Annotated in this window: 15 protein-coding genes; 9 read left to right on the top strand and 6 right to left on the bottom strand. The window is 69.0% G+C overall.

Annotated features, from left to right (window positions below; translation table 11 throughout):
• Positions 1-843: an ABC transporter permease gene (locus EV671_RS07510; protein ID WP_132570676.1), complete on the top strand. Its 843-nt coding sequence runs from the start codon at positions 1-3 to the stop codon at positions 841-843.
• Complete coding sequence (locus EV671_RS07505) at positions 837-1,352, top strand: nitrous oxide reductase accessory protein NosL (protein ID WP_132570675.1); 516 nt, start codon at positions 837-839, stop codon at positions 1,350-1,352. Before EV671_RS07510 ends, EV671_RS07505 begins: the two co-directional genes overlap by 7 nt.
• A gap of 34 nt (positions 1,353-1,386) precedes the next feature.
• On the opposite strand, the gene EV671_RS07500 is transcribed toward EV671_RS07505, so the two are convergent.
• The 5 genes from EV671_RS07500 to EV671_RS07480 form a co-directional block, all read right to left on the bottom strand.
• A complete protein-coding gene (locus EV671_RS07500; RefSeq protein ID WP_165917497.1) occupies positions 1,387-1,944 on the bottom strand; it encodes a DUF1439 domain-containing protein in 558 nt (185 codons plus the stop codon).
• Between the two features lie 108 nt (positions 1,945-2,052).
• On the bottom strand, positions 2,053-3,780 hold the full coding sequence (locus EV671_RS07495; protein WP_132570673.1) for a sialidase family protein: 1,728 nt from the start codon (positions 3,778-3,780) through the stop codon (positions 2,053-2,055).
• A 171-nt stretch (positions 3,781-3,951) separates the two neighbouring features.
• Positions 3,952-4,677, bottom strand: a complete 726-nt coding sequence (locus tag EV671_RS07490; protein WP_165917496.1) for a PEP-CTERM sorting domain-containing protein — start codon at positions 4,675-4,677, stop codon at positions 3,952-3,954.
• Positions 4,678-4,830: 153 nt separating this feature from the next.
• Positions 4,831-5,445 carry a response regulator transcription factor gene (locus tag EV671_RS07485; protein ID WP_132570671.1) on the bottom strand — a complete coding sequence of 205 codons (615 nt, stop codon included), beginning with the start codon at positions 5,443-5,445 and terminating at the stop codon, positions 4,831-4,833.
• Positions 5,438-7,339: a sensor histidine kinase gene (locus EV671_RS07480; protein WP_132570670.1), complete on the bottom strand. Its 1,902-nt coding sequence runs from the start codon at positions 7,337-7,339 to the stop codon at positions 5,438-5,440. Before EV671_RS07480 ends, EV671_RS07485 begins: the two co-directional genes overlap by 8 nt.
• Positions 7,340-7,450: 111 nt before the next feature.
• Between EV671_RS07480 and EV671_RS07475 the strand changes: the two genes are divergently transcribed.
• The 7 genes from EV671_RS07475 (at position 7,451) to EV671_RS07445 (ending at position 14,527) form a co-directional block, all read left to right on the top strand.
• Positions 7,451-8,461, top strand: coding sequence for a TRAP transporter substrate-binding protein (locus EV671_RS07475; RefSeq protein ID WP_132570669.1), 1,011 nt, complete (start codon positions 7,451-7,453; stop codon positions 8,459-8,461).
• Positions 8,462-8,672: 211 nt separating this feature from the next.
• Positions 8,673-9,281, top strand: coding sequence for a TRAP transporter small permease (locus EV671_RS07470; protein WP_132570668.1), 609 nt, complete (start codon positions 8,673-8,675; stop codon positions 9,279-9,281).
• A complete protein-coding gene (locus tag EV671_RS07465) occupies positions 9,278-10,600 on the top strand; it encodes a TRAP transporter large permease (protein ID WP_132570667.1) in 1,323 nt (440 codons plus the stop codon). Before EV671_RS07470 ends, EV671_RS07465 begins: the two co-directional genes overlap by 4 nt.
• Before the next feature lie 29 nt (positions 10,601-10,629).
• Complete coding sequence (locus EV671_RS07460) at positions 10,630-11,247, top strand: ANTAR domain-containing response regulator (protein ID WP_132570666.1); 618 nt, start codon at positions 10,630-10,632, stop codon at positions 11,245-11,247.
• Between the two features lie 316 nt (positions 11,248-11,563).
• Positions 11,564-12,811 (top strand): CmpA/NrtA family ABC transporter substrate-binding protein, encoded by a 1,248-nt coding sequence (locus tag EV671_RS07455; RefSeq protein WP_132570665.1) that lies wholly within the window; start codon positions 11,564-11,566, stop codon positions 12,809-12,811.
• A gap of 2 nt (positions 12,812-12,813) precedes the next feature.
• Positions 12,814-13,722, top strand: coding sequence for a nitrate ABC transporter permease (ntrB, locus tag EV671_RS07450; protein WP_132570664.1), 909 nt, complete (start codon positions 12,814-12,816; stop codon positions 13,720-13,722).
• A 4-nt stretch (positions 13,723-13,726) separates the two neighbouring features.
• Positions 13,727-14,527, top strand: a complete 801-nt coding sequence (locus tag EV671_RS07445; protein WP_132570663.1) for an ABC transporter ATP-binding protein — start codon at positions 13,727-13,729, stop codon at positions 14,525-14,527.
• Here the strand turns inward: EV671_RS07445 and EV671_RS07440 are convergent.
• On the bottom strand, positions 14,506-15,315 hold the full coding sequence (locus EV671_RS07440) for an MBL fold metallo-hydrolase (protein ID WP_132570662.1): 810 nt from the start codon (positions 15,313-15,315) through the stop codon (positions 14,506-14,508). The genes EV671_RS07445 and EV671_RS07440 overlap by 22 nt on opposite strands.
• Positions 15,316-15,360 lie beyond the last annotated feature (45 nt).

Below are 15,360 nucleotides of genomic sequence, written 5' to 3'. Positions count from 1 at the left end.
ATGATCCATTTGCAAATGATCGGCGCCCTGGCCGGCAAGGAGTTCCGCGACCGCCTGCGCAACCGCTGGGCGCTGGTGGCGGCCTTGCTGTTCACCGTGTTCTCGATGGCGATCGCCTACTTCGGCGGGGCGCAGCAGGGACAGGTGGGCCTGCGCTCGGTCGAGGTCACCGTGACCAGCCTGGTCAGCCTCGCCATCTATCTGGTGCCGCTGATGGCCTTGCTGCTGGGCTATGACGCCATCGTCGGCGAGCGCGAGCGTGGCTCCCTCGACCTGCTGCTTGCCCTGCCCATCACACGCCTGGAATTGCTGCTGGGCAAATACCTGGGCCTGGCGGCGGCCCTGCTGGCCGCCAGCTTCGCGGGCTTCTCTATCGTCGGGGTGCTCGTCTACCGTGCCTTTGCGTGGGCCGGGCTTTTCCATTACCTGGGCTTCATGCTGAGCTCGGCCCTGCTGGGCCTGGCCTTCCTGAGCCTGGCCATGCTCCTGTCCGTGGTGGCGCGCGAACGCGCGCGCGCCTCGGGCGTCGCGATGGTGCTGTGGTTCGGCTTCGTCCTCGTCTTCGACCTGCTGCTGCTCGGCCTGCTCGTCGCGAGCAGCGGCCAGCTCGGCGCCTGGTTGTCCGGCGACGTGCTGGGCTATGTGCTGCTACTCAATCCCACCGATGTGTTCCGTATCCTCAACATGTTCTCGATGGAGGACATGCGCGGCCTGTACGGACTGGCAAGCGTCGTGCCCGACGCCCTCATGCGCCCCGGCGTGCTGACTGCCGCCATGCTGGGCTGGATCGTCGCGCCGCTGCTGCTGGCCGCTTGGAAGTTCAGGAGTTCCTCGTCATGCTGACCCGTCGCCACTGGCTCACCTCCTTCGCCCTGATGCCCTTGCTGGCCGCATGCGGCGAAGCCGCGAAGCCGCAAATCGTCGCCCACGACCCCGACTCCGGCGCGCTGTGCGACCTCGACGGCATGCAGCTGTCCGACTACACCGGCCCCAAGGCTCAGCTCTATTTCGAAGGCGACACCCAGGCGCACTGGTGCTGCGACACCGTGGAGATGTTCGCCCTGCTGCTCAAGCCGGAACAGGTCCGACGCATCAGCGCCGCCTTCGTGCAGGACATGGCCCAGGCCGACTGGAACCAGCCGCGCGGCCATTGGATAGCCGCGAAGACGGGCTTCTACGTGGTGGGGAGCAGGCGCCAGGGATCGATGGGACCGACGATCGCCAGCTTCGGCACCTTGCGCGGGGCGCAGGACTTCGCCGCGCAATGGGGCGGCAGGGCGCTGGAATTTTCCGCCGTCACGCCCAGCATGGCCGATCTGAGCGGCGGCGCCCTGCACGACAGCCATATGTGAGGTGACCTGAGGTGACTTGAGGCGATGTGAGGCCCTAGCCGCCCGCCCCGACGAAGCTCACCCTGAGCTTGCCGTCGACCACCTTCACGTCGCGCACGGCCTGCCTGGCGAACGCCCCCTTGGCCGTGTTGGCGTCCAGCGTGTAGACGGGGTGGGACTGCATCGCCTGCCGGGCCAGCACGGCGCCATTGGCCTTCACGAGTTCGGCGTATTCGGCCGGGAAGCCGGCCAGCTCCAGCGTGCTGATCTGCAGGTCGTCCAGGAAGAGCTGGCCACCGTCCTGCACATAGCGCGGCCGGCCGGACAGGCCGATGCGCCCCGTCCTCTCGCGGGTGCCCAGCAGCAGCCTCACGTCCGCCGTGAGGCCGATGCGGTCCTCGCCCTCCCTGAGCACGACCACCGGGTTGGACAGGTCCAGGCAGGCGATGACGAGCTTGCAGTTGCGCACCGGAAACCGCGGCGCGATGCGCGCCTGCAATTCGGCCTGCTCGATGTCGAGATGGCCCGTGGCGATGCTGCCCAGATAGCCGCAGCCCGACAGGGCCACTGCGGCGAACAACGAGGCGGCGATGTGGGGCAGGCGGCGAATCATGAGGATCTTCTGCTTCCGGGCGGATTGCCCGTGGGAAGTATCGTCCTCGGCACGAGCCGCGGAGAAGCGCCGCCGCATCGGCGCGGCGGCGATTGATGCCGGGGTCGATCAGTAGTCGATCCCGAGCACCGCGTCCTGGTTCGGTTTCGTGATCCCCGGGTTGCCGCGGAAGTCGGTCCACACGGTCACCGCCATGCCGGCGGCGTCGACCGCCGTGCCGGTGTAGTCGCCGATGAAGGAGCCCGCGAACAGGATGTAGGGGTTGGACGACTGCGCCGACACGCGCGTCTGCGTGGCGAAGTTGTCGCTGGACGAGCGGACGGCCCAGTCCATGCACACGGGCGCGTCGCGCCGGGCCGGATCGGTCGGCAGCAGGACGCTGCCGGTGGCGGTGTCGATCTCGGCGATGCCGCAGCGGCGATCGGCTGCGGTCGGCAGCGGCGAATACTCGCGCGTGTAGAAGCCCACGACGATGCGGCCGGCGTTGGCGCCGACGGAGGGGTAGACCTTGTCGGCCGCGCCCGTGGTGAGCGTGCGCGGCGCCGACCAGGCCGTGCCATTGCCCGTGGTGACGAGCTTGACCTGGTTGGACGTCGTGCCCGCGAAGGCCGCCGCGCCGCTGCCGCAGTTGCCGGCGCCTTCGTTGTCGGCCCAGACGATCGCGACCGTGCCGTTGCTGGGGTCGATCGCCATGGACGGATAGCTGTTGATGCGGAACTGCATGAAGGACAGCGTCTGCCGGTCTTGCGCGCCGGGCCGCTGGATCGGGTAGCAGTCGGCGTCATCGAAGACCCGCGCCACTTCGGTGTTGGCGAAGATCGTGCCGCCGTCCACCGACCGGGCGACGACCAGCGCGGATTGCGCAAAGCCGCTGGCGGGCGAAGCCCCCTCGTAGGCCACGTAGAGCGTGCCGTCCGGCGCCATGCCGACCTGCGAGCCCTGGTTGTAGGGATGGGCCTCGTCGGACACCTCCTTGACCGCGGACCAGGACTTGCCGCCGGTCCTGGAGCTGGCCATCACGATGGGCGAGCGCAGATAGCCCGCGCCCTTGGGGCCCTGGTAGAAGCGCGTCCAGGTGACGTAGACCGTGCCGTCGTTGCCGACGCCTATCCACTCCTTGTCCTGGAAGAAGTTGCCCGCGGCGGCGACGCTGACCATCACCGGCGCGTCCCAATGCATGCCGCCGTCGGTCGACACGGCCACCGCCACGCCGGAGATCTGCCGCGGGTACTTGTCCATGTTGCAGACCAGCCCGGCGTAGTAGAGGCGCGCGCCGTCGCGGCTGAACGCCAGCACCGGGTCGCCGCAGACGTCGAGCAAGCCGAACAGGCCAGCGCCGCCCGTGTCACGCGTCCAGCCCGGCAGCACGACATTGGCCCAGGTCGTGCCGCGGTCCATCGAGACATAGGCCACATGCGCGTTGGCCCGGTATTCATTGGCCGAGGTCACCAGGTGGCGGCCGTTCGCCGGGTCGACGACGATGTTCTGCTCGTTCTGCGGGTTGAAGCAGGTCGAGCCGTCGGGGTAGGCGAAGAGGGTGTCGCCGACGATCGCGTCGTGCTCCTGGCCGGCCAGCGGCAGGTAGAGCCCGGCGGCATCGAACGGGGCGCGGCGGCAACGGGAAAACAGCACCTGGCTGCCCGCCAGAGGGTTGGTCCGCGCCGCCTCCTCGAACTGCAGCGGCGTGCGCAACTCGCTGCCTTCGCCGGCGCCCATATTGGGCGTGGTGGCCTTGAAGGGGTTGCCGCCTGCCGCGGCGGCTCCAGCGAAGACCCCGATTGCCAGCCACGCGGCTGCGCGCGGCATGACGGCCGAAATGCTTGTGCGGATGGACATCGTGATCGACCTTTCTGTCGGACCTCTCACTTCGCCAGCAGCAATGCGCCGGGCTGGCGCACCGATTCGCGCCAAGCGGCCCATGATGTTCCTGTCGATCCGCGCACCATACCCCTCAAGTGAGGCAGCCACCGGATGCCGAAGACCCGCCGGCGGGCCTTCGCCGCCGGCTCAGCGCCGGGTCTTGCGGCCGGCCAGGCCGGCCATCAGCAGCGCCGAGCCGGCCAGCGCAAGGCTGGCCGGCTCGGGCACGCCGTTGGCCGGCGGCGGCGTGGTCGACACGTTCTCCGTGTTGACGGTGAAGTCCAGCACCGCGCCGGTGGTGTTCAGGTCGTCGTAGAAGACCTGCAGGCTGTGGTTGCCGGCGCTCAGCGTCTGCGAGGTGCAGAGCACGGCGCCCGCGCCATGCACGCCGCCGTCGTTGCACACCACCAGGCCGTCGACGAAGACGAAGGCGTTGTCGTCCGAAGAGATCGTGAAGCTCACCGTTTCGGCGACGGGCGTCGACAGCGTGGCGGAGATGATGGCCGACAGGAAACCGTTGCTGCCGCCGTCGGCCCCGCCGGTGCCGTTCGGGTTGTACATATGGCTGTTGGAGAACGGCAGGCTGACCGTCGCCGAACCGGTCGGCGTGACGTGGCCGTTGAAGCCCGGGCTCCAGTAGGTCAGCTCGCCGGCGCCGTTGACGTCATGCGGCACGATCCCGCCATAGCCGGGCAGCAGCATGGGCAAGCCATCGGGGCCGAGGTTGTTCTGGACCTCCGCGAGCGGGCCGGAGCAGCACAGGTGGTTGGCATCCGGGTCGTTCGAATCGATCTTGAAATAGGAAATGTTCGCCGTCAGCGAGGCCTGCGCGGCCATCGGCAGCAGAGCGGCGAAAGCCAGAACCCAGCGCATCAGTATTTTCATGGCGGCCCCATCGAATCAGAAATGCCCCAGTCCAAGCATGATTCGCGCCAGACGCAAAAACTGATTGCCAATCAAGGACTTGGACAACAAGGCCGGGGCCGCGGCCGGCCAAGTGTCAAGCCCGCCGACAGCCACCTTCCGTCAGCGCCCCGCCAGCAGCGTCGCCACCTCGGCCGCCGACCTCACGCCCAGCTTGGCGAACACGCGCGCGCGGTGCACCTCCACCGTGCGCACCGACACATTGAGCTCGTCCGCGATGACCTTGTTGAGCTTGCCGGCGGCCACGCGGGTCATGACCTCGCGCTCGCGTTCGGTCAGGCTGGCGAGCCGGGCGCTGCGCTCGGCGGCCTGGGCGCCTTCGGCCTGCATGGCCGCGTCCACGGCCAGGGCCTGCTCGATGCGGTCGGCCAGCGCGTTGTCGCTGTAGGGCTTCTCCAGGAAGTCGAAGGCGCCCTTCTTCAGCGCCTCGACGACCATGGGGATGTCGCCGTGGCCGGTCAGGAAGAGCACGGGGTTCTTCAGCCGGCGCGCCAGCAGCTCGTCGTGCAGCCGCGTGCCGCTCATGGGCTCCATGCGCACGTCGAGCAGGAAGACGCCCTTGGGTGGGCCTTCCATGTCCAGCGCGGCCAGCAGCGCCGGGCCGCCGTCGAAGGCGCGCACGACGAGGCCGCGCGAGCGCAGCAGGAAGGCGAGCGCGTCGCGCACGCCGGGGTCGTCGTCGACGAGGTGGACCACGCCCGCCCCGGTGTCAGCCATGGACGATCTCCTGGCTCAGAGGCAGGCTGAAGGAGAACAGCGCGCCGCCGCCCGGGGCCTCGCTGGCGTCGAGCACGCCCTGGTGGGCCTCGACGATGGAGCGGCAGATGGCCAGGCCCATGCCCATGCCGTCGGACTTGGTGGAATAGAACGGCGCGCAGAGCTGCTCGACGCGCCGCCCCGCGAGGCCGGGGCCGTTGTCCTGCACGTCGACGCGCACGAAGTCGCCGGCGACGCGGCTGCTGACGGCGATGTGCCGCCCGGCCGCGCGGGCCATCAGCGCGTCCGCCGCGTTGCGCACGAGGTTGATGACGACCTGCTCGATCAGCACCGCATCGGCCAGCACCGGCGGCGCCTGCGGCGACAGCGCGAGGTCGAGGCCGATCTCGCGGCGCTGCACCTCGCGGCGCAGCAGATCCACGGCCGCGCTGATGACCTCGTTGAGATCGCAGGGCTCGTGGCGGGGCTCGCGCCGGGTCAGGAACTCGCGGATGCGCGCGACGATGCGGCCGGCATGCTCGGCCTGCTGGCCCAGGCGCTTGAGCGCGCCGCAGACGAGTTCGTCCTGCACGCCCATCTTGGCCAGCGAGTTGGCGATGCCGGCGTTGTAGCTGGCTATTGCCGTGAGCGGCTGGTTGAGCTCGTGGGCCAGCGTGGAGGCGACCTCGCCGAGCATGGTCAGCCGCGCGTTGTGGGCCAGGGTCTCGACCTGGCGGCGCTCGCGCTCCTCCAGCCGGCGGCGCTCGGTGATGTCGATGATGCTGCCCATCCAGCCGATCTGCCGCCCGCCGGCATCCACCAGCGGCGACTCGAAGACCATCACGTCCACCAGCCGGCCCGAGCTGTGGCGCCAGTGCGCCTCGTAGCCCTCGCGCGGCGCCTGGCCGGCGAGGTTGCGGCGGTTGCGCTCGGCCACCTCGGCCAGCGCGTCGGGCGGCCAGTAGGGCATGGGCGGCAGCAGGCCGACGAGCTGCTCCGCCGGCAGGCCGACCATGTCGCAGAAGGTACGGTTGACGTAGAGCAGGCGGCCGTCGAAGTCGCGGGCGCGCAGCGCGACGAGGGCCGAGTCCTCCATCGCGCGGCGCCACGCGGCCTCGGTGCGGCCGGCCACCTCGGCGCGCTGCACCTGGCGCATCTGGCGGCGGATCAGCCAGCTCGCCACGGCGATCAGCGGCAGGAAGCCGGCCACCAGCACCCAGGACAGCGGGCGCGCGCCGTTGACGGCGGGGTCGCGCAGCGTCAGCTCCAGCGCGGCATCGGTCAGCGTGGCCTGCGTCAGCGGGCTGGCGCGCAACGGGCCGGTCAGCGCGACGCGGTAGCTGGGGCGCGGGCCCTGGGCGGCGCGCATCGGGGAATCGGTGGTGGAGGCGATGACCTGGTCGGCGCTGTCCACCAGCTGCACGTCGTACTTGCGCGCCAGCCACCAGGGCACGCCGCGCTTGAGCATCAGGGCCGGCGCGTAGCGCACGACGAGCACGCCGTCCGGCGCGACGCGGGCCGTCAGGTGCAGGGACAGGCCGTCGTCGGAGTGGGCTGCCTCGGCGTCCTCGGGCACCTCGGCCAGCACGCGGTTGCGCGCGTCCAGCCAGGTGACGGACTGCCACAGCCGGCGCAGGCCGGCATTGACCTCCGGGTGGGCCGCCAGCGTGGCGGTGCTGGGCTTCTGCCCGCCCAGCGCGGCGGCCAGCTGGCGCAGATGGGCCTGCTCCTCGTCGATGCGGTCGCGCAGCTGGGCCTCGGTGCTGAGGGCATCCGAGATCATGGTCTGGCGCTGCTGCTCCTGCTCGTCGGCCTCGTTGGCGCGCACCCAGGCCAGCACACCCAGCACGAAAACCAGGGATAACCCCAAGGGGGCCAGCCACAGGCTTCGGGGCAGGAACTCGCGCAGATTCATGCTTCGCAGTCTAGGGAGGCTGCGGGCCGTGCGAAATGTGGAACTCCACAACTACCCCCGCACGCGGCGGGTCGGAAGAATCCCGCCCATACCAACCATACGGAGACAAACATGGTCTTGCGTCGTCTCGTTCTCGCTTCTGCCGTGGCTGCGCTGTCGGCCTTCTCCTTCGCCGCCCAGGCCCAGGCTCCCATCGTCATCAAGTTCAGCCACGTCGTCGCGCCCGACACGCCCAAGGGCAAGGGCGCCCAGCGTTTCAAGGAGCTGGCCGAGCAGCGCACCAACGGCCGCGTGAAGGTCGAGCTCTATCCGAACAGCCAGCTCTACAAGGACAAGGAAGAGATGGAGGCGCTGCAACTGGGCTCGGTCCAGATGCTGGCCCCGTCGCTGGCCAAGTTCGGCCCGCTGGGCGTGAAGGAGTTCGAGGTCTTCGACCTGCCCTTCCTGTTCAAGGACACCGACGCCTTCCGCGCCGTCACCGAAGGCCAGCTCGGCGCCGACCTGTTCAAGAAGCTGGAGCCCAAGGGCATCAAGGGCCTGGCCTACTGGGACAACGGCTTCCACATCATGAGCGCCAACAAGCCGCTGCACAACGTGGCGGACTTCAAGGGCCTGAAGATGCGCATCCAGTCCAGCAAGGTGCTGGACGCGCAGATGCGCGCACTCGGCGCCATCCCGCAGGTGATGGCCTTCTCGGAGCTTTACCAGGCGCTGCAGAGCGGCGTCGTGGACGGCACCGAGGGCGTGCCCAGCAACTTCTACACGCAGAAGATCTTCGAGGTGCAGAAGCACATGACGATGTCCAACCACGGCCACCTGGCCTATGCGGTCATCGTCAACAAGAAGTTCTGGGACGGCCTGCCGGCCGACATCCGCACGACGCTGGAAGGCGCCGTGAAGGACGCCACCACCTACGCCAACGCCATCGCCAGCACCGAGAACGCCTCGGCGCTGCAGGGCATCAAGGCCAGCGGCAAGACCACCATCTACACGCCGACGCCGGCCGAGATCAACGAGTGGAAGAAGGCGCTGATGCCGGTCCACAAGGAGATGACGGCCCGCGTTGGCAAGGCCACGGTCGAAGCGGCCTACAAGGAAGCGGGCTTCGTCGCGCCGAAATAAGACCTTTCACAAGCCCACCCCCTACCGGCTTCGCCGTGCCAAGGCCGGCGGCCTTGGCCTTCGGCAGGCACAAAGAGTCCTCAGGACTCTTTGTGTCCAGCCTCAGTCCCCTCAAGGGGGGCACTCCCAGCCGACCGGCAAAGCCGGATCGGCGGGAGTCGCTGGGTAGCCCCAACGCTGGGCAAGGCCGCCGCAGGTCAGGAGAAAAACAATGCTGAACAAAGTGCTGGACCATCTGGAGGAATGGCTGATCGCCTTCCTGATGGGCGCGGCGACGATCGTGATCGCGATTGCCGTGCTGCATCGCTTCCTCGCCGGCGTGCCGATGCTGCAGGACTGGGTCATCCGCATCGACGTGAGCTGGGCCCAGGAGCTGTGCATCTACATGTTCGTCTGGATGGCCAAGTTCGGCGCCGCCTACGGCGTGCGGGCTGGCACCCACGTCGGCGTCGACGTGCTGGTGCGCAAGCTCAAGCCCGAGCATGCGCGCTACCTCATCGTCTTCAGCCTGCTGGCCGGCGCGCTGTTCACGGGCGTCGTCGGCACGATGGGCGCGCGCTTCGTCTGGGAGAACGGCGCCCACTACGGCATCTTCCACCTGCTGGGCATCGACGTCGGCGACCTCAGCGAGGGCCCCACGTCGCCTGACCTGGAACTGCCCACCTGGATCGCCTACTCCTGCGTGCCGCTGGGCTCCTACCTGATGTGCTTCCGCTTCCTGCAGGTCTGCTGGCACTTCCTGAAGACCGGCGAGGTGCCGCACGCGGACCACGGCCACGTCGAAGGCATCGAAGAAGAAGGCAAGGAGCAGGCCGCATGAACACGCTGATCATCTTCACGCTGCTGGTGGCCCTGATGCTCACCGGCATGCCGATCTCGATCTCGCTCGGCCTGACCGTGCTGACCTTCCTGTTCACGATGACGGATGTGCCGGTCGAGTCGGTCGCGCTCAAGCTGTTCACCGGCATCGAGAAGTTCGAGATCATGGCGGTGCCCTTCTTCATCCTGGCGGGCAACTTCCTGACGCATGGCGGGGTCGCGAGACGGATCATCCATTTCGCCACCTCGATGATCGGCCACTGGTACGGCGGCCTGGGCCTGGCCGGCGTGCTGGCCTGCGCGATGTTCGCGGCCATCTCGGGCTCGTCCGTCGCCACCGTCGTCGCGGTGGGCTCCATCATCCTGCCGGCGATGACCAAGCAGGGCTACCCGAAGGAGTTCGGCGCCGGCGTCATCACGACCTCGGGCGCACTGGGCATCCTGTTCCCGCCGTCGCTGAACCTCGTGATGTTCTCCATCGCGACGGCCGGCATGTCGGCCACCGGCCCGAACGGCGAACAGGTGGGCAATGCGTCGGTGGGCGAGCTCTTCATCGCCGGCGTCGTGCCGGGCGTGTGCCTGTCCATCCTGCTCGGCCTCACCACCTGGTGGCGCGCCAAGAAGAACGACTACCCGCGCATGCCCAAGGCCAGCTGGGCCGAGCGCTGGAAGGCCTTCCGCGAGAGCTTCTGGGGCCTGATGCTGATCGTCATCGTCATCGGCGGCATCTACAGCGGCAAGTTCACGCCCACCGAGGCGGCGGCCGTCGCGGCGGTCTACGGCTTCGTCATCTCGGTCTTCGTCTACAAGGACATGGGCATGAAGGACGTGCCCAAGGTGCTGCTCAAGGCCGCGGCCATGAGCTCCATGCTGCTCTACATCATCACGAATGCGGTGCTGTTCTCGTTCCTGATGGCCTCGGAGCAGATCCCGCAGAACATGGCGGCCTGGATGTCGGCCCAGGGCTTCGGCCTGATCGCCTTCATGCTGCTGGTCAACCTGATCCTGCTGGGCGCCGGCAACTTCATGGACCCGGCCGCCATCGTGCTGATCATGGCGCCCATCCTGTTCCCGGTCGCCGTCAAGCTCGGCGTCAACCCGGTGCACCTGGGCATCATGATGGCCGTCAACATGGAAGTGGGCCTGTGCCACCCGCCGGTGGGCCTGAACCTCTATGTGTCGTCGAGCATCACGAAGATGGGCATCACCGAACTGACCATCGCCGTCTGGCCCTGGCTGAAGACGATGCTGGTCTTCCTGCTCATCGTCACCTTCTGGCCGACGCTGTCGCTGTGGCTGCCGCATCTTCTTCTGAAGTAGGCGCGGCACGGTAGTTGCAACACGGGGGCATGGACATGCCCCCGTTTTCATTGGCCGGCCTGCGCGTGCTGCTGGCCGATGCCGGCCAGCGCCGCAGCCCCGTCATCCGGCTGGAGCTGATCCGCCTGCGCTGCCAGCTCGTCGACGTGATCGACCTCGTCACCGACCCCGACGCGCTCGGCAGCGTGCTCGTGCGCCAGGCGCCCGAGCTGCTGCTGATCGACTGCGAGCAACCCACGCCCGAGCTGCTGGAGCAGCTCGGCCAGGCCCAGGCCCAGTTGCCCCGCCCGGTGCTGCTGGTGGCCGAGCAGATGACGCCCGCGCAGATGCGCGCCGCGCTGGCCGCCGGCGTCAGCGCGCTGCAGCTGGCCGGCCTGCCGCCGCAGCGCCTGGGCGCGCTGCTGCAGCTGGCGCTGGCCCGATTCGAGCACGACCAGGCCCTGCAGCGCGAGCTGCGCCTGGCCCAGACCCAGCTCGCCGAACGCAAGCTCGTCGAACGCGCCCGCGGCATCCTGATGCGCGAGCAGGGCCTCGACGAGGAGGCCGCCTTCCAGCGCCTGCGCCAGCTCGCAATGGATGGCGGCCAGACCCTCGCCGCCGTGGCCGCGCGCCTGATCGACGCCGACCAGCTGCTGCGCCCGCGCTGAGAACCGCGCAAGGCCCGAACTGGGGCATCCCGCACCAACAAGCACGCACCGCGCCGGCGCAGGCCGCCCGGTGCGGCGCAGCCCTGCGCCGGGCGCGTGCGGCGCGAGCCCGCGGCGGCCTCTTCAAACCTGGCACGCAATCTGCTGAAACGGGATGAGGCCTGCAATGGCGCAGGCCTCTTGGGCCGGCCGGCTGATGAATCGGCCGGCGCTTCAGGACAACGGCGTCCGACCTCCCCTTTTCCCGCGCGGCCCCGGCCGCCGCGGTGAAGCCCGGTCGCGCCGTCGTTTCGCTTGCATTTCCCAGGAGCCCGTGATGACCGTCCGCGACCTCTCGCCCACCACGCCCGACCCGGCCCGCCGCCGCCTGCTGGCCGCCGCGGCGGCCCTGCCCGTCACCGGCCTTGCCGGCGGCGCCTGGGCCCAGGGCTCGGACAAGCCCGAGAAGGAGGAGGTGCGCATCGGCTTCATCCCGCTGACCGACTGCGCCTCGGTCGTGATGGCCGCGGTGCTGGGCTTCGACAGGAAGTACGGCGTGCGCATCGTGCCCAGCAAGGAGGCCTCCTGGGCCGGCGTGCGCGACAAGCTCGTCAACGGCGAGCTCGACATGGCCCATGTGCTCTACGGCCTGGTCTACGGCGTGCACCTGGGCACGGCCGGCCCGAAAAAGGACATGGCCGTGCTGATGGCGCTGAACCACAACGGCCAGGCCATCACGCTGTCCAAGGCGCTGGCCGACAAGGGCGCGGTGGACGGCCCCTCGCTGGCCAAGCTGATGGCCGCCAACCCGCGCGAGTACACCTTCGCGGGCACCTTCCCGACCGGTACGCATGCGATGTGGATGCACTACTGGCTGGCGGCGGCGGGCGTCAACCCGCTGTCCGGCGCCAAGCTCATCACCGTGCCGCCGCCGCAGATGGTGGCCAATATGCGCGTGGGCAATATGGACGGCTTCTGCGTCGGCGAGCCCTGGAACCACCGCGCCATCATGGACGGCATCGGCATCACGGCCAACACGACGCAGGACATCTGGAAGGACCACCCCGAGAAGGTGCTGGGCACGACGGCCGAGTTCGTCCGGAAGTACCCCAACACCACGCGCGCCGTGATGATGGCCGTGCTGGAGGCCAGCCGCTGGATCGACGCCAGCCTGTCCAACAAGCTCAAGATGGCCGAGACCGTCGCACAGAAGGCCTATATCAACACCAGCGTCGACGCGATCAACCAGCGCATCCTGGGCCGCTACCAGAACGGCCTGGGCCGGACCTGGGACGACCCCGACCACATGAAGTTCTTCAACGATGGTGCGGTCAACTACCCCTACCTGTCCGACGGCATGTGGTTCCTGACCCAGCACAAGCGCTGGGGCCTGCTCAAGTCCCACCCCGACTACCTCGCGGTGGCCCGGCAGGTCAACCAGACGGCGCTCTACAAGCAGGTCGCTGGCGCGATGGGCATCAGCGTGCCCAGGAGCGACTTCCGCACAGCCAAGTTCATCGACGGCCTTGTCTGGGATGGCAAGGATCCGGCGAAGTACGCCGACAGCTTCAAGATCAAGGCCTGACCATGGTGTCCGCAGTCTTCCATTCGCCCGCCGACGGCGCCGCCGCCGCAGCCAACCCGACGCCGGCCCCGGCCGGACGCCCCGCAGCGGCCATGGCGCCGCCCCGGGTCAGGCCTGCCCGAGCCAGGCGCCCCATCGACTGGCGCGCCGTCGCACTGCGCGTGCTGCCGCCGGTGCTCGGCCTGGCGCTGCTCATCGGCATCTGGGCGCTGGCCACGCTGAAGGGCGGCAGCTTCCCGACCCCGGCGGCCACCTGGGATGCCGCCGTGCAGCTCTTCTCCGACCCCTTCTACCGCAACGGCCCCAACGATCAGGGCATAGGCTGGAACATCCTGAACTCGCTGAGTCGCGTGGCCATGGGCTTCGGCCTCGCGGCGCTGGTGGGCATCCCGCTGGGCTTCGTCGTCGGGCGCTTCGAGTTCGCCAGCCGCATGGTGTCGCCGCTGGTCGCGCTGCTCAAGCCGGTGTCGCCGCTGGCCTGGCTGCCCATCGGCCTGCTGGCCTTCAAGAGCGCCAACCCGGCCGCGATCTGGACCATCTTCATCTGCTCGATCTGGCCCATGGTGGTCAACACCGCGGTCGGCGTGCAGCGCGTACCCGAGGACTATCTCAACGTCGCCCGCGTGCTCAAGCTCAGTGAGTGGCGCGTCATCACCCGCATCCTGCTGCCCGCCGTGCTGCCCTATGTGCTGACCGGCGTGCGCCTGTCGGTCGGCACGGCCTGGCTGGTCATCGTCGCGGCCGAGATGCTGACCGGCGGCGTCGGCATCGGCTTCTGGGTCTGGGACGAGTGGAACAACCTCAACGTCGCCCACATCATCATCGCGATCTTCGTCATCGGCATCGTCGGGCTGCTGCTCGAATGGGCGTTGATGGCCCTCGCCAAGCATTTCACTTTCGACGGGGACTGAAGCCATGACCAAACCCTTCATCGAGGTCCAGAACGCCGAGATGGTGTTCAACACCCGCAAGGGGCGCTTCCACGCGCTGCAGGGCATCAACCTCGACGTGCAGCGCGGCGAGTTCATCTCGCTGATCGGCCACTCGGGCTGCGGCAAGTCCACGCTGCTCAACCTGATCGCCGGCCTGCTGCAGCCCAGCGAGGGCGCGCTGATCTGCGACGGCCGCGAGATTGCCGCGCCCGGGCCGGAGCGCGCCGTCGTGTTCCAGAACCACTCCCTGCTACCCTGGCTGACCTGCCTGGAGAACGTGCTGCTGGCCGTGGAGTCCGTCTTCGGCGGCAAGGAGCCCGGCGCGCGCCTGCACCTGCGCGCCCGCGCCGCGCTGGAGCTGGTGGGCATGAGCCACGCAAGCACCAAGCGCCCGCACGAGATCTCGGGCGGCATGAAGCAGCGCGTCGGCATCGCCCGCGCGCTGGCCATGGAGCCCAAGGTGCTGCTGATGGACGAGCCCTTCGGCGCGCTGGACGCGCTGACGCGGGCACGGCTGCAGGACGAGCTGCTGAAGATCGTCGCGCGCACGCACAGCACCGTGGTCATGGTCACGCACGACGTGGACGAGGCGGTGCTGCTCTCGGACCGCATCGTCATGATGACCAACGGGCCGGCGGCCACCATCGGCGAGATCCTGGAGGTGGGCATCCCGCGACCGCGCGTGCGCGTGGAGCTGGCCGAGGACCCGCGCTATGCGGCGGCGCGCAAGCAAGTCATAGCCTTCCTCTACACCCGCCACGCTCACGTCGAAAAAGCCGCCTGACCGACCATGCCGAAATAGCGCTCGAAGGACGCATCCACCGCGGCACGGCCGCGGCCGATGATGTTCAGGCCCCAGGTGAAGCCGTAGACGTCGTCGAAATGCACGCCGCGCAGCCGCGCCTGCGTCTCCCGCACCAGCACCGGCCGCGCTGGCACGTGGTTGGGCACGCTGTACATGAAGCTCACATGGCGCCTGTCCTGCGTCACGTGTAGCGAGTCGCCCGCCAGCAGCAGCGCCCGGCCCCCGCCCTGCCAGTGCAGCACGGTGCTGCCGGGGAAGTGGCCCGGGCAGCGCAGCAGCGTCGCGCCGCGGCCCAGGTCCAGCGTGTCGCCGCGCCAGAACTCCAGCCAGCGCGAGCTGCGGCTGACCCATTGGCGGTCGTTCTCGTGCACGAAGATGGGCACGCCGCTCAGGGCTTCGCTCCAGCGCACCATGGCCGCGTAGAAATGCGGGTGGGAGATGCAGATGCGCTCGACGCCGCCGCGCCGCTTCAGCTCCGCCACCGCCTCGGGCGTGACCAGGGCCGTGCTCTCCCACAGCACACCGGCCTCGGGCAGGTGCAGCGCGCGCTGCGGGATCGCGAAATTGGGCGAGATGCCGACGCCGAACAGGCCCTGGTCCATCTCCAACCGGTTGCGGTGGGTGGCGGCCAGTTCCTCATGCGTCGTCCAGGCCTGGCCCTGCCAGCCGACGTACTGGCGCTCGTCGGTGCAGATGGGGCAGAGCATCGGCGCGCGCGGGCTGTCTTCGTGCTCGCTGCCGCAGGTGCGGCACATGAAATGGGGCATGGGGCTCTCTCGTGAATCGAGCCGCCAGCGTAGGCAGGCGGCCAC

Source organism: Roseateles saccharophilus, from assembly GCF_004342485.1.
GTDB lineage: Bacteria > Pseudomonadota > Gammaproteobacteria > Burkholderiales > Burkholderiaceae_C > Pelomonas > Pelomonas saccharophila.
The sequence above is the reverse complement of the archived record's forward strand: the minus strand, read 5'-3'. Positions and strand labels throughout refer to the sequence as shown.

Bases quoted from the DNA above. Each gene is read 5' to 3' on its own strand.
- EV671_RS07510 (WP_132570676.1), top strand. From the start codon at position 1: ATGATCCATTTGCAAATGATCGGCGCCCTGGCCGGCAAGGAGTTCCGC.
- EV671_RS07505 (WP_132570675.1), top strand. From the start codon at position 837: ATGCTGACCCGTCGCCACTGGCTCACCTCCTTCGCCCTGATGCCCTTG.
- EV671_RS07500 (WP_165917497.1), bottom strand. From the start codon at position 1,944: ATGATTCGCCGCCTGCCCCACATCGCCGCCTCGTTGTTCGCCGCAGTG.
- EV671_RS07495 (WP_132570673.1), bottom strand. From the start codon at position 3,780: ATGTCCATCCGCACAAGCATTTCGGCCGTCATGCCGCGCGCAGCCGCG.
- EV671_RS07490 (WP_165917496.1), bottom strand. From the start codon at position 4,677: ATGCGCTGGGTTCTGGCTTTCGCCGCTCTGCTGCCGATGGCCGCGCAG.
- EV671_RS07485 (WP_132570671.1), bottom strand. From the start codon at position 5,445: ATGGCTGACACCGGGGCGGGCGTGGTCCACCTCGTCGACGACGACCCC.
- EV671_RS07480 (WP_132570670.1), bottom strand. From the start codon at position 7,339: ATGAATCTGCGCGAGTTCCTGCCCCGAAGCCTGTGGCTGGCCCCCTTG.
- EV671_RS07475 (WP_132570669.1), top strand. From the start codon at position 7,451: ATGGTCTTGCGTCGTCTCGTTCTCGCTTCTGCCGTGGCTGCGCTGTCG.
- EV671_RS07470 (WP_132570668.1), top strand. From the start codon at position 8,673: ATGCTGAACAAAGTGCTGGACCATCTGGAGGAATGGCTGATCGCCTTC.
- EV671_RS07465 (WP_132570667.1), top strand. From the start codon at position 9,278: ATGAACACGCTGATCATCTTCACGCTGCTGGTGGCCCTGATGCTCACC.
- EV671_RS07460 (WP_132570666.1), top strand. From the start codon at position 10,630: ATGGACATGCCCCCGTTTTCATTGGCCGGCCTGCGCGTGCTGCTGGCC.
- EV671_RS07455 (WP_132570665.1), top strand. From the start codon at position 11,564: ATGACCGTCCGCGACCTCTCGCCCACCACGCCCGACCCGGCCCGCCGC.
- ntrB (WP_132570664.1), top strand. From the start codon at position 12,814: ATGGTGTCCGCAGTCTTCCATTCGCCCGCCGACGGCGCCGCCGCCGCA.
- EV671_RS07445 (WP_132570663.1), top strand. From the start codon at position 13,727: ATGACCAAACCCTTCATCGAGGTCCAGAACGCCGAGATGGTGTTCAAC.
- EV671_RS07440 (WP_132570662.1), bottom strand. From the start codon at position 15,315: ATGCCCCATTTCATGTGCCGCACCTGCGGCAGCGAGCACGAAGACAGC.